Here is a 13398-nt window from a genome sequence, read left to right on the forward strand (position 1 = left end):
AGCAAAGCGCGATGCACCGCATATCAAAACAAACGGCTTCACTCTGTATGTAAACGGGGGCCGAAGCCCCCGCCGCACCAGGTAGAGAGGCTCAGGCCTCGACCCAGGAGATGGCAGAGATTGTCAACGTAAGCGCCGTTATGCATCCCGGCGTGGTTCCGCCCTGCACACCGAGCAGTTCGGAATCGGAAACCTCACCCTGTTTGGGGGCCGCCGGAATGTGCAGGTACTTCGTATCTGCGGTATCCTGTACCACGTTGATCTCGATATCGGCGGGCAGTTCGCCGATGATTTCCTCGATCGCGGCTTTTGGGTCGGTTTTTAGACGGGCATTGAACGCCTCGTCAGTCCAGGCGCGCTCATAGATGGCGGTAAGATGGTCTGCGCCGCTCTGTTTATCCTTGATGGTCATTGCGTTGCTCCTTTCCTTATGCGCCGCGCGGGAGAAGCCCCGCTTGAGACGCTGTTAGGCCCATCGAGCTAAGGGCGGATGCTGCACTCCGGATGAGCAGACCGTTAAGAAAAGCTCATGTCGCTGGAACACGCAAAAATGCGCGCATACTGAGCATCGCGGCTCAGAACTGGCCGCTTACCCCCACGGCCCGGAACTTGACCGATTCTGAAAGGCTCGCGGCGCCGCGCCTTTTGGGAACGACCCCGCTCTGCGCCGCAAGCGCCCACACCGCCGGGATAAGAACTTTAGCTTTCTTAACTAACGCTTCATCAGCGACGCAGCTTGCCCGCCTAACTTAGTGCCAGAAAGCCGACTCTCCGGGGCAGATCCCGGCACGGCCCAATCTGAGAGGAAAGCACAGATGACTTACACACATCAGAAAAGCAGCGACAAACTCGCGGCGATTTATGAACGCGCCTGGAGCGATAAAGAATTCAGTGCCCGTCTTGAGAGCGACCCAAAGGCGGCGATTGAGGAAATTGTCGGCGAACTGCCCCAGGACATGGAGTTCAAGGTGGTGCGGGACACGGCGGGTACGAAATACCTGCACATCCCGGCGGCACCCACGCAGGGTGAGGTCTCTGACAATGACCTGGTCGGTGCTACGGGCGGCACAACGCAATTCTGTCAAACCCAGTCCATCAGCGGGTTGACCTGCACGGTCACGCTCCCACCCAATCTTACGACCACATTTGTCCCCTAAGGCGGTGGATGTGTAAACCAAACACACGAAGATAGACTACTCGACTTCGCTGCCTATATCGCGAATGGCTGGTCTGCTCGTTGCGCGGGAGCGGAAAAATCTCCGCCCCGCCGCGTTTTTTCAAGCCGAGAGCGCATGCAATAAGATAACCGAGCTCTCAGCTTTTGAGCTCAAGGCGGTCAAACGGTGATGTCTCCCCAAGAACACCCAGAATGTGTCTCTGTGCTTCACTCCTGCATCCGAACGGAGGCGGATCGCAAAAAACATGCCGTGGATTCGAGAAAATACGCTAGTATTGCAGTATTTTTAGTCAAGTTTTGTGGGAGGAACACATGGCGACTTACATTGTTACCGGAAATTATACTGTTCAGGCGATCCAAGGCATGATGGCCAATCCATCTGATCGGGCTGCCGCCGTTAAGCCCTTGGTTGAGGCGGTTGGCGGCAAGTTGATTGCCTACTATGCCACGACAGGTGAAACCGACTTCCTGATGATCTGTGAAGCGGCAGATGGGGAAGACATCGTGCCTGCACTAATGGTCGCGGGGGCGACTGGCACCGTGTCCAACATGAAAACGGTTCGCGGATATTCCAGCGAAGAGTTCATGGAAGCGCAGAAAAAGGCAGGAGGGATCGCCGCCAAGTTCAAACCGGCCGGTTAAGACCCTCGTCAAGTTTGAAAATGCCGTGATCGGGCGGAGCCCGTCGGGTCTTCTGCACGTCGTGGCTCGCGCTGCGGGAACCTCGCTTCATCGCCCGCCCTGTGTCAGGGTGATCACAGGGCGGGCTGAGCCGAGTTTCCGGCGATGTTTGTCCGACGGCTTTGCAGGAACAGTTTAACCCTTCCGGGTCAGCAACACCGCCATGGCGATATAGTTGAACGGGTAGCGCTCGGGCGTCTCGCGGACGCGCTGTTCGGCACGGGTGTAGACATAGCGCACAAGGCCATCCAGATCCGCGCTGTCGGAAAGGTTCAATCGCAGCGAGGTCTCGGTGAAGGCGCGGAAGAAATCGGTATAGGCTTTTGCATAGGCCTCCACATCGCCGTTTTGTTTGAAAGCCTCGACAAAAGAAACGGGGATTTCATAAAGCTCGGATCGTTCCAACGTGAACAGGGTGCTCAGGTCCGAATGGCTGTCCTCAAACGGGGCCATGACCTCATCCAGTGTGCGCATATAGACCGGCTGGTAATAGCGCGCGTAGGCCTCCTGCGTCAGCATCCCGGCCTTCAGCGCGTCCAGCACCGCGTCGTTGAGCACGTCATAGATGCCGTCGCAGGTGCGCAAAGCTTCGCCCGCGCCAAAAACCTCGATCAGCAGTTTGCCGCCCGGAACAATTTCGGCGGCGCGGGCGCGCGCAAAGCTGCGCAGATCGGCATCGGCCTGTTGTGCGAAGGAGGAGCGCTCGAACTCACTGACATGGCCAATGGGATTCAGGGCGCTGGGACCGTTGGCCAGAATATACCCCGGCAGGCGATCAAGCGGCCTGCGGCTGAGGAATCCGATCGCGTTGAACGTCATCGCCATCTGCACCGAGGCGGGAGGCAGCAATTGGCGGAACATGCTGCCGCCCACAGCCGAAGAATAGACGTGCTCGTCCTCGAAAATGCCGCCCTCCGGGTCCAGCAGCTCAAACAAGTCCGAGAAATCGTTGGTGGGCAGATCGCTGTGAATGGTCTGGATCGGTCTGTCACTGTGGGCCCTGAGCGCCGGAACCAGATGCCGCATCACCCCGATGGAGTTCCGCCCCTCCGAACAGCCGAAATCGGCCAGCGTGACAGTGCCGCTGCCTGAGAGGTCCAGTTCTGCGGCGGTCTCTTCAAGCCAGGACAGCACATGCGCGGTGGCCGCCCATTGGGGGGCGGAATGGCCATCATAGAAGCCGTGGCCAACCATGCCTTTGGTCACCTGCATGCGCGTATCCCTCTGTTACCGGATGCTGGCCCCTTCCGGGTCCTGGCTCAGCAGATCGCCCCAATCGGTGCGATAGGCCATTTCGGCCAGCACGTCCGAGGGCAGGAACTCGCGCCCCTGACGGATCTGCCAGCCGCCACCAAGCCCCTTGTAGATCGACACCAGATTGTTCGACACCGAGGCCCGCGCCTGAATCAGATCGGCATCAGCGCGCAAAGCCGCCGTCAGCGCATCAATCACGCGCGAATAATCCTGCGTGCCGCCCTGATACTGGTCAATGGCGATCTCGACCGAGCGATCCGACGCCTTGACGCTTTGATCATAAAAGCCCACCTGCTTGCGCGCCTGGGTGTAGCCGACCATGGCATTCTCGACCTCGGAATAGGCCGTCACCACGGTGTTCTGGTAATTTGCGATCAACTCCTGATAGGCGGCGTCCTGGGCGCGCACATTGTCCTTGATCCGACCATAGTTCAGCACGTTCCAGACCACGCCCGCACTGGCCAGGCTGGTGGTGCCGGAGCTGTTGAACAGGTTCTGATTGGCCGAGGCCTGCAACCCGATGGAGCCGGACAGGATGAACTGCGGATAAAGATCCGCCATGGCGATCCCCACCTGCGCCGATTGCGCGGCGGCCTCCAGCTCGGCGGCGCGGATATCGGGGCGGCGGCGCAGCAACTCGGCTGGCACGCCGACTGCCACGATGCTGGAGCGCGCCGCCGGGATGCGCCCAGTGCCCAGCAGCGACGTCATCTTTGAGGGCGTTGTCGCCAGCAGCACCGCCAGCGCATTCTTGGCCTGTTGCAGATCGCTTTCCAGCTGCGGCACCAGCGCCTTGGTGTTGTTGAGCAGGGTCAGCGATTCCTGCACGTCCAGCTCGGTTGTGACGCCGTTGTTGAAGCGGATCTGAGCGATATCCGCCGCCTGCTGCTGCAACTTGATATTGGTCTGCGCGACGCGCAGCGTTTCCTGCAACGCGCGAATATTGATGTAGATCGCCGCAACGTCCCCGGTCAGCGTCACCAGCGCGTCATCATAATTGGCGACCTGCGCGGCAAGGTTGGCCTTGCCCGATTGCACGCCCCGGCGCTGAGCGCCCCAGACGTCAGCCTCCCATGTCGCATCAAATCCGATCTGGTTGGTGGTGAAACCCGTATCAAACGGCACCACCTCGCGGATTTCCCGGATCGGATCGAGGTTCTCGCTGATCACCCGCCGCGATGTCGAGGCACCGACCGCCTGTGACTGCGGAAACAGTTCGCCATAGGCGATCCCAAGTTGTGCGCGGGCCTGCAGCACGCGTGCGCCTGCGATCTGCAAAGACAGGTTCTGGGCGTAAGCCTGCCGGATCAGCTTGTTCAGCACCGGGTCGTTGAAGTTTTTCCACCACTCCACCACCGGCTCACTGCGCGCGGTCAGGCCCGAGCTTTGGCTGGCGGCAGGGCTGTTGGCCTCGATCCACTGGTTCATAACAGGCGAGTTCGGGCGCACGAAGTCGGGGCCAAGCGGCGCACAGGCGGTCAGCGCCGCGGCCGCACATAGCGTCATCAGCCTGCCGATACTCTGTCTGCCCCTGCCTGTCATGCCCTGCCCGCCTTGTTTTTATTGGCCTTAGATATTGAGCGGCCTGATGAAGTTCGCGAAGGAATAAAGCCGCATATTGATGCGCCGGAGAAACTCGAAGCTCTGCCCCTTGCCGGTATAGATCGCCACCGCCGCATGACCGCCTGCGGGGAAGGTATGCCCCTCGGGCACATCGACCTTGATCTGAACGGCGATATGTCCGGGCGCCTTGGGCAGCACGAAGTTCGGCAACCGGCCCGAGGGCAGGTATTGCCCCTGCCGCGTGGCCCACCAGACCGCCTCGACCTCCCCATTCAGGATCTCACCGGGATAGAGATCCAGCGCCACTTCGACCGGCTGACCCGGCTCGACAAATTTCAGATTCTGCTGGCGGTAAGAGGCGAGAATATAAGGATCTTCGTCCAGCACAAAGCTGGCGATGGAGCCCAGGCGAATCTCACCCACCACAAGGCCGGGTTTTGCCTGTTGCGAGACGATCATGCCATCGGCTGGCGCGTAGATCGTGGTATTATCCATGAAATACTGCGCCTCGGCCAGTTGCGCCCGCGCCTCGGCCACCCCGGTATTGACGCCGTCGATCTGCGAGCCCTGCCCGAGCTTGGCCTTGGCCAGATTGGCCTCGGATTCGTGAACCGTGGCCGTGTCTTCGATCACCCGCTCGTTCCAGCGGTCCAGTTCCTCTTGCCGAGCACCGCCTTGCGGCACGAGCGTTTCATAGCGCTTCTGTTGCGTCTTGGCATAGTTTAGCTGCGCGTTGGCACGTACCACCGCTTCACTGGCGGCAATCACATCCTGCTCGAGCACTTTGGCGTTTTGCTCGGCGGCCGCCAGTTGTGCTTGAGCCAAGGCCAGCTGCTGCGAAAAGATCGTATCGTCGAATTTATAAAGCGGCTCGCCTTTCTTGACCGGCTGGTTCGGGGTGACCAAAACCTCAGATAGCAATGTCGGCTGGGTCAGGCGCGGCACGATCTGGATGGTCGAGCGCACCACATGGCTGTCGATCGACATCGGTTGGAAAAAGCGCAGCGCCACCAGAAAGATCAGCAGCAGATGCGCCCCGACCCAGAACGAGACAATGCCCCAGGCGATGTTGAATTTCAGCCACTGCGCCTTGAAGAAGACGAACCAGACGAAGATGATGTAAAAGAGCGTGATGCAGAGCGCGACAAACATATCCGGTTAGATTTCCCTAGCTCTTGGCATTGTCATCAGAGGGGGTGCCATCGTCGCTTGCCTCACGGTATTCTTCTTTAACGTCACCGCCCAACCGCTTGATTTCATCTCTAATATTCTTGCGCTCATCTTCGGGCATCCGACGCAGATCGACCGTCACCCCATCGTGAAAGGCCCACATGAAGGCATGGACCCAGGGCACAACGGCCAGGAATCCCATCCAGCCCATGATCTTGACCGCTTCGGCATGGGGATGGTTGCGCTTGATCGCGATGCGGCCCGGCAGGCCCATCAGGAACAGGAACAGCCCCATCACCGCCGCCAATATCAGGATCAGCGCCAGAAAGGTCAGATAGTCGTAACGTTCAAGCGGTGCGCCAAGCAGTCCCATGGCATCCCTCCGGTTTTGGTCGCGGCGCGGGTCGCCCGCCGCTTTCGACTGGGTTCGGAAATGGGCATTGCACCAGAGGATCGACACAGGTTTTTCTGCCCTGCCCGAACCGGTGAAATGACCAACAAAGAAGCTATCATGACCTCGATTAACCTCCTGCGTGGCTTATACGCCATCGTCTTTTGAAGAACTGTGTCACCCGAGGGTTGTCTTGGCAAGCGTAGCGGTCAAGTTTGGCTGAAACCTGACGCGGTAATTCAACGGTCCTTGGGGCTAACTCTCGTGCTCTGCGGCGCAGGCGCGCTCGCGCGCGGGGGCAAGATCCAAAAGCTGAGGATCGCGGCCAGAAGGCTCACCACAGTGATAAAGACAATCGCCCAGGCGACCTCAGCCGAGTGGGCAACCGCCGCCAGCGCAGCGGAGATCGCGACAATGGCGATCCGGGCCAGGCTGGTGGACACCGCCTTGGCCGCAACGCGTTGGTCTTTCGGGGCCACCTCCATGAAATAAAGCGAGCGGGCGCCGCCCAGCCCAGTCACCGCGATGGTCACCAGAAACAGCGATACAGCGTGTACATGGATGTCATGGTCAATGCCCGCATGGTGCAGCACCATCAGAACGCAGCCCGTCACCGCGACCATCAGGGCCGCCACCGCCATCACCAGATTGAGCGAATAGCCGTTCAGCACCCGCCAGAGCGGCGTCGCCACCAGCACCGCCGCTGCGGACGAGATGATCAGGGCGGTCAGCCCCTTGGCCGAGCTGTGATGCGCCTCGGCGGCGATCAGGGCAAAAAACGGCACGGACAGGCCCACCACCACGAAGGATAGCCGGATCACCATGAAACGGCGGAACCAGGGTTCGGCAAACAGGTCGCGAGCGCGGCGGAAAAAGCCGGTCAGCGCCCAGGATTTGCGTGCGCTCGGCTCTGGCGCAACCTTGGCGCCAATCGCAGTTTCACGAAAGGCCAGCATCGAAATCGCCGACAGCAGGAAGCACAGCACACCGATCATGACCACCGTGGAATGCCGCGACAGCGCGGGCGCGTCCTGCATCAGTTGATGAACAAGCAGCACCAGCGCGATGGTTCCTGCCCCGCCGATGGCCTTCTGGACGTAGCTGACCTGCATGCGGCTGCGGCTGTCCATATTGTCGCTGACGAAATCGACAATCAGCATCGCCTTGATTTCCTCAAGCACGCCGATCAGGAAAATCGCGATGACAAAGGCCGCAATCGTGGCCGTGCGATCGCCCATCAGTGTGACGACAACGACCAGCAGGAAACAGGCGGCAACCGCAATATCCATCCAGATGATCGCGCCCTTCTTCCTGGATAGCCGCGCAATGCGGTCCGAGACGAAGATATCTCCCAGCGTGCCTGCGCCGTGACGGATCGTCACCAGAAGCCCGGCCAGAAACATCGGCAGGTCAAGCGAGACCGCCAGAAAGGCCAGCACGATCGAGGGGCTGGCCATCGACCAGGCCATCATGTTGAACGCCCCCTGCCCGGCAAGGATCGGCACGTTCCGGCGGGCAACCGCTGCGCTCTTTGCTTGGGTGGTGTCCTGCTGGGTAGTCATCGGGTGCGCTTGGCTTTCGGAGCGGGGTTTCGCGAGCATAAAAACAGCGTCCCACAAAGGGCAACGCAATTTCGGCCGATGAGCGCAGAGTGAGCGTAGTAGCGGCGTTCCGTCCACAACCGCAATCGGGGCTTGCGTCATTTTTAATTTCATATATTCATGAATTATGGAATCAACGCTGCTCGATCGCCTCTCCGTTCTGAGCCATCCGCAACGGATGGCCATCTTTCGCCTGCTGGTCCGACGCTGCCCCGATCAGGTCTCGGCCGGAGAGATTGCGCATGTGCTGGGGCTGAAGGCCAGTACAGCCTCGGTCTATCTCTCGGCGCTCCACAAATGCGGGCTGATCCTGCAAAGCCGCCGTGGCACTTCGGTTCTCTATCAGATGAACCTCGATGCGGCGCAAAGTGTTGTGTCTGACCTGTTTCTGGATTGCTGCAGGGGGCGACCCGACCTCTGCCCGCCCAACTTACCCGACCCGTTTGCAAGGAGTCAGACCATGCCTGACAAGACCTTCAATGTCCTTTTCATCTGCACCGGAAACTCTGCCAGATCGGTCTTTGCCGAGGCGATCCTGCGGCATGAGGCCGGCGACAGGTTCACCGCCTATTCCGCCGGCACACAGCCCAGGTCCGAGCTGAACCCCTATGCCATCGAGATGCTGAAAAGCCGAGGCATCAACACCTCGATCCTGCGCGCCAAGAACATTGCCGAGTTTCAGGGGCCCGATGCGCCCCCGCTCGATTTTGTCTTCACGGTCTGCGATCTGGCCGCAAACGAGGATTGCCCGGCCTGGACCGGTCAGCCGATCTCGGCCCATTGGGGTCTGCCCGACCCGGTCAAGGCCACCGGCACCGAGGCCGAAAAACGGCTGGCGTTCCAGCAGACCTATGGGGCGATGCATAACCGGATCAAAGCCTTTGCGGCGCTGCCCCTGGGCACGCTCGACCGCGCATCACTACAAAGACATGTCGATGACATTGGAAGGACGTCGGAAACCGTATGACAACTTATGCACTCAATGGCCTGGGCCGGATCGGCAAGCTGGCGCTACGCCCGTTGCTGGAACGTGGCGCAATGATCGCCTTCGTGAATGATGCGGTGGGCGATCCGCATATGCATGCCCATCTGCTGGAATTCGACACTGTCCATGGCCGCTGGCCTGCCGCGTTTTCGGCCACCGATCACAGCATCACCATCGACGGCACAACCATCCCCGCGCTCTCGACCCGCAAGCTGGAGGATCTGCCGCTCGACGGGGTCGATGTGGTGATCGACTGCACTGGCGTGTTCAAGAGTGAAGCCGCCCTTGCCCCCTATTTTGCAGCGGGCGTGAAGAAGGTGGTCGTGTCGGCCCCGGTCAAGGATCAGAGCGTTGCCAATATCGTCTATGGCGTGAACCACGACATTTACGACGCCGAAACGCACCGGATTATCACCGCGGCAAGCTGCACCACCAATTGCCTCGCGCCGGTGGTGAAGGTCATTCATGAGGGGCTGGGCATCAAGCATGGCTCGATCACCACGATCCATGACGTGACCAATACCCAGACCATCGTGGACCGGCCAGCCAAGGACCTGCGCCGCGCGCGCTCGGCGCTGAACGCGCTGATCCCGACCACAACCGGCTCGGCCACGGCGATCACGCTGATCTATCCCGAACTGACCGGCAAGCTGAACGGCCATGCGGTGCGGGTGCCGCTGCTGAATGCCTCGCTGACCGATTGCGTGTTCGAAGTGGCCCGCGAAACCACAGCCGAAGAGGTCAACGCGCTGTTCGAAGCCGCAGCCGAGGGGCCATTGAAAGGCATTCTAGGCTATGAGACCCGCCCGCTGGTTTCGACCGACTACACCAATGATCCACGCTCATCGATTGTCGATGCGCCCTCGACCATGGTGGTGAACGGCACGCAGGTGAAGGTCTATGCCTGGTATGACAATGAATGGGGCTACGCGCACCGGCTGGTGGATGTGGCGTTCATGGTGGGCGATGCCTTATGAGCAGGCCTGAAGGCCTAGCCGCCTATTTCGCCGTGACGGCGGCTTATTGGGCCTTCATGCTGACCGATGGCGCCTTGCGGATGCTGGTGCTGCTGCATTTCAACACGCTGGGCTTTTCGCCGATCCAGCTGGCCTATCTGTTCGTGCTCTACGAGATCGCGGGCGTGGTCACCAACCTGTCGGCTGGCTGGATCGCGGCGCGGTTCGGGCTGACCAGTACGCTTTATGCCGGTCTCGCGCTGCAGGTGGTGGCGCTGCTGGCGCTATCGATGCTCGACCCAGGCTGGACAGTCGCCGCATCGGTAGTGTTCGTGATGCTGGTGCAAGGGCTGTCCGGCGTTGCCAAAGACCTCGCCAAGATGAGCTCCAAAAGCGCGGTGAAGCTGCTGGCCCCGACCGAGGGGGCGGGCCTGTTTCGCTGGGTGGCGCTGCTGACCGGATCAAAGAACGCGGTGAAAGGTCTCGGCTTCCTGCTGGGGGCTGGCGCACTTGGGCTGATCGGCTTTGTCCCGTCGGTGCTGAGCATGGCGGCTATTCTGGCCGTGATCCTGGTGGTTTTGCTGTTCCGGATGCCCTCGGGCCTGCCAACCGGCAAGAAAGGTGCGAAATTCAAAGAGGTCTTTTCCAAGAACCGCAACGTGAACTGGCTGAGCCTTGCGCGGGTCTTCCTGTTTGGCGCGCGCGATGTCTGGTTTGTGGTGGGCATCCCGATCTATTTCTACTCGGTACTTTCAGACGGCACGCCCGAGGGCAACCGCGCAGCGTTCTTCATGGTCGGCACCTTCATGGCGCTCTGGATCATCCTCTATGGCGCAGTGCAGGCCAGCGCGCCAAAGCTGCTGCGCGCGCGGGAGCGCAGCGAGGCAGAGATCGTCGCCGGAGCCCGCTTCTGGGTCGGGCTTTTGTTCTTCGTCCCGCTCGTGCTGGCCGCTCTCGCCTGGCTCGCCGCAACACCGGCCCTGTGGCTGACCATCTGCGTCGTGATCGGCCTGCTGGCCTTCGGCGCGCTCTTTGCGCTGAATTCATCGCTGCATTCCTACCTGATCCTCGCTTTCACCAGTTCCGAGCGCGTGACGATGGATGTGGGGTTCTACTACATGGCCAACGCCGCCGGGCGACTGCTGGGCACGGTTCTGTCCGGGCTGAGCTACCAGCTTGGCGGATTGCCCTTATGCCTCGGAATCGCCGCGCTGATGATCGCGCTGAGCTGGCTCAGCATCGGCAATCTGTCTGCGAAGACTGTTTCGAGAGACTAGCCTTCAGCTTATTGGCGCCGACCCGTGCTATTGCGGCGTCTCGAACAGGGAGAGCGCCATTGCGACCAAGAACAGGGGCTTGCGATGGCATTGCGGCAACGGGATCAACAAAGGCAAGATGAACCCGCGCACAAATTAGGTCATCTCTGAGCACCGCGCCTATTCTGAAGAACAAACTAATCCCAGATTAAGTTGCTCGGGCAGTGCATTGACTGAAACAGTTCATGTCTATGTAGTGTTTCAAGTGTCCTAGCCATACGCGGGGAAATGCAATGAAACGACTATCTATCGCCATAATGGCAATGCTTGTTTTGCCGCTGCTAGCTAACTTAGCACACGCGAAAACGCAGGGTTTTACCACAACCTCGGCCCACATGCGGGCTGGGCCAGGGATCAGCTACCCGGTTGTCGCGACGTTGCCGCAGGATGCAACGATCGAAATCTACGGGTGTCAAACGGGCTATAGCTGGTGTGATGTATCGTGGAACGCTGCACGCGGTTGGATTTCATCCAACTACATACTGACAGACAGAGATGGCAAGAAATCAGTTCTGACACCAGTACTCGCCGCAGAAATCGGTATTGCGATCATCGAGTTCAATCAAGCCTACTGGAACAACCACTACGAGCAATACCCGTGGTATGCCGATTGGAACCGCTACTACCACCCCTACCATCCGGCTCCTGGCCCCTATTGTTATCACGCGCCGCAGGATCCGGCGTGCCACTATGCTGCGCACAACGCCACTCACCCACTGTATCATCCCGCTCCACACTATCACACACATGATCACAGCGCTCCGTACTACCAACACCATGGGGCCTATGGTCATCACCACCATCATTCGCATCCCGGATCACACCAAACCGGCGCTCCACATGGCGGTCACGATTCGCATGGCGGGCATGGCGCTCCACATGGCGGACATAGTGGACATGGCGGTTCACATGGCGGGCACGGCGGTTCACATGGTGGGCATGGTTCACATCACTGAAGAAAGTTATCGAAGTGATCCACCCGACCAGAGCCAAAGCCTGGATATTGGCAGCGTTAACACCTTAAACCGGAGGGTATAGTGGATAGTATCTTCTGACTCCGATCACCTGCTCGCTGTTTCGATGCTCCGGTGTTCCTGTCACAACGGAGGACCACCTCAAAATGAGGATCAGCAGTACTGGTGAGACCATCTTCAAGCTAGACCGTCGCACCCGCGTTTTCAGAACCATTGGCGAGCTGCCAAAACGAGGATTCCAGCATCCAATTTAACGCTATCATTCCGAGTATCAGGTCTTGATATACTGCAACAAAGCTTGATGGCGGAGAGACAGGGATTCGAACCCTGGAGACGGTTTCCCGCCTACACACTTTCCAGGCGTGCGCCTTCGACCACTCGGCCACCTCTCCGGTAGGCGTGACTTATGCGAATTCGATCGGGGAACGCAAGAGCCAATCAGAAAATGCGAAAACTCGCGATAAAAGGCAGATGGTCCGAGACCTCGTCCCTGAACGCCTCGCGCCCCATATTCATGGTCCAGTGCATCGGAAACAGCCGCAAGCTGCCGCGCACATAGTCGGTGGCAAAGGTGCGCGAGACCGCAAAACCATCCAGCAGATTGGCTCGTCCCTTGTCCAGAATATGCGAGAACCGGTCCTGCAAATCCCAGCAAGACACAAAATCCATCAGGTCATCCCCACCCAGATGGTGGAAATTGCTGACATCCTGACCGGGGATCATATTGAAATCCCCCATCAGCAGAATCGTCCGCTGCGTCAGGCCGGGCGTTTGTCGAATGCGGGCGATCTCGGCGCCGATGATCTTGCACTGACTGTCGCGAATCTGCTGTTCGGGACGGTTCCGGCCTGATTTCAGATGCACTGCGATCAGCTTGGCCTTGAAGCGGCCCACCGAGACATCGACAACCACTGCCTGACGCCCATCCGGGTCATCGCCTTCGGAGCCATCGATCAGCTGCGGATCGGAGACCTCCAGCTCGGGTTTGTGCAGGAAACCGATATGGATGTTGCCATGGGGCTGGGCGATGATCTTTTTCTCGTAGGTCAGACCAAATGCCGCGAGCGCATTGGCGAGGCGATCAATATGCTCAATCGGGCTGACCTCGACCAGGGTGATCAGCTCTGCGTCTAACAGCGCCAATCCTTCGGCCTGCTTTTGAACGCGCTCACTGGTCGCCGGGATACCAAGAGCCTGATTGAACGGGTTGAACCCCGCGAGGTTCCAGACCGCGATCCTGGCCAGGCTGTGTTGAAATGACGCCACAGGTGATCCTCCGTTGCTCCGATCCGAGCTTAGCAGAGAATTGTGACCATTGCGCTGTTGGCAA

The 13398-nt window shown here is 59.5% G+C and carries 14 protein-coding genes and 1 tRNA gene; 6 read left to right on the forward strand and 9 right to left on the reverse strand.

The genetic code is table 11. From position 1 onward, the window contains the following. Positions 1-91 precede the first annotated feature (91 nt). Entirely contained in the window at positions 92-412 is a 321-nt protein-coding gene (locus Q5Y75_RS04290; RefSeq protein WP_306194659.1) for an NHLP leader peptide family RiPP precursor, read from the reverse strand. 403 nt (positions 413-815) lie between these two features. Here Q5Y75_RS04290 and Q5Y75_RS04295 point away from each other — a divergent pair, with 403 nt between their 5' ends. Next, entirely contained in the window at positions 816-1157 is a 342-nt protein-coding gene (locus tag Q5Y75_RS04295) for a hypothetical protein (protein ID WP_306194661.1), read from the forward strand. A gap of 332 nt (positions 1158-1489) precedes the next feature. Further along, positions 1490-1819: a GYD domain-containing protein gene (locus Q5Y75_RS04300; RefSeq protein ID WP_306194663.1), complete on the forward strand. Its 330-nt coding sequence runs from the start codon at positions 1490-1492 to the stop codon at positions 1817-1819. Positions 1820-1993: 174 nt separating this feature from the next. Here Q5Y75_RS04300 and Q5Y75_RS04305 read toward each other — a convergent pair whose 3' ends face one another. The 6 genes from Q5Y75_RS04305 to Q5Y75_RS28445 all read right to left on the reverse strand — a co-directional run bounded on the left by Q5Y75_RS04305 (position 1994) and on the right by Q5Y75_RS28445 (position 7923). Further along, positions 1994-3070, reverse strand: coding sequence for a class I SAM-dependent methyltransferase (locus Q5Y75_RS04305; RefSeq protein WP_306194664.1), 1077 nt, complete (start codon positions 3068-3070; stop codon positions 1994-1996). A gap of 15 nt (positions 3071-3085) precedes the next feature. Next, the gene (locus Q5Y75_RS04310) at positions 3086-4654 is read right to left on the reverse strand and encodes an efflux transporter outer membrane subunit (RefSeq protein ID WP_306194666.1); all 1569 of its coding nucleotides are present in this window, start codon (positions 4652-4654) and stop codon (positions 3086-3088) included. A 27-nt stretch (positions 4655-4681) separates the two neighbouring features. Further along, complete coding sequence (locus Q5Y75_RS04315; RefSeq protein ID WP_306194667.1) at positions 4682-5827, reverse strand: HlyD family secretion protein; 1146 nt, start codon at positions 5825-5827, stop codon at positions 4682-4684. 16 nt (positions 5828-5843) lie between these two features. Then, a complete protein-coding gene (locus Q5Y75_RS04320; protein WP_306194668.1) occupies positions 5844-6218 on the reverse strand; it encodes a DUF3302 domain-containing protein in 375 nt (124 codons plus the stop codon). Positions 6219-6475: 257 nt separating this feature from the next. Further along, the gene (locus tag Q5Y75_RS04325; protein ID WP_306194669.1) at positions 6476-7798 is read right to left on the reverse strand and encodes an MFS transporter; all 1323 of its coding nucleotides are present in this window, start codon (positions 7796-7798) and stop codon (positions 6476-6478) included. After that, on the reverse strand, positions 7795-7923 hold the full coding sequence (locus tag Q5Y75_RS28445; protein WP_371933222.1) for a DUF3039 domain-containing protein: 129 nt from the start codon (positions 7921-7923) through the stop codon (positions 7795-7797). Before Q5Y75_RS28445 ends, Q5Y75_RS04325 begins: the two co-directional genes overlap by 4 nt. Before the next feature lie 41 nt (positions 7924-7964). Between Q5Y75_RS28445 and Q5Y75_RS04330 the strand changes: the two genes are divergently transcribed. The 4 genes from Q5Y75_RS04330 (at position 7965) to Q5Y75_RS04345 (ending at position 12050) form a co-directional block, all read left to right on the forward strand. After that, on the forward strand, positions 7965-8804 hold the full coding sequence (locus tag Q5Y75_RS04330; protein ID WP_306194671.1) for an arsenate reductase/protein-tyrosine-phosphatase family protein: 840 nt from the start codon (positions 7965-7967) through the stop codon (positions 8802-8804). Next, positions 8801-9799, forward strand: a complete 999-nt coding sequence (locus Q5Y75_RS04335) for an ArsJ-associated glyceraldehyde-3-phosphate dehydrogenase (protein ID WP_306194673.1) — start codon at positions 8801-8803, stop codon at positions 9797-9799. Before Q5Y75_RS04330 ends, Q5Y75_RS04335 begins: the two co-directional genes overlap by 4 nt. After that, entirely contained in the window at positions 9796-11055 is a 1260-nt protein-coding gene (gene arsJ / locus Q5Y75_RS04340; protein ID WP_306194675.1) for an organoarsenical effux MFS transporter ArsJ, read from the forward strand. The genes Q5Y75_RS04335 and arsJ overlap by 4 nt, the downstream gene beginning before the upstream one ends. A gap of 272 nt (positions 11056-11327) precedes the next feature. Next, positions 11328-12050 (forward strand): SH3 domain-containing protein, encoded by a 723-nt coding sequence (locus Q5Y75_RS04345; protein ID WP_306194677.1) that lies wholly within the window; start codon positions 11328-11330, stop codon positions 12048-12050. Positions 12051-12370: 320 nt separating this feature from the next. Here Q5Y75_RS04345 and Q5Y75_RS04350 read toward each other — a convergent pair. Together Q5Y75_RS04350 and Q5Y75_RS04355 are read right to left on the reverse strand one after the other, a co-directional pair. Continuing rightward, positions 12371-12460: transfer RNA gene (locus Q5Y75_RS04350), tRNA-Ser, on the reverse strand. 46 nt (positions 12461-12506) lie between these two features. Further along, positions 12507-13334, reverse strand: a complete 828-nt coding sequence (locus Q5Y75_RS04355) for an endonuclease/exonuclease/phosphatase family protein (RefSeq protein WP_306194679.1) — start codon at positions 13332-13334, stop codon at positions 12507-12509. Positions 13335-13398: the final 64 nt, after the last annotated feature.

The sequence above is a fragment of the Ruegeria discodermiae genome (assembly GCF_030758345.1).
Lineage (GTDB): Bacteria > Pseudomonadota > Alphaproteobacteria > Rhodobacterales > Rhodobacteraceae > Ruegeria_C.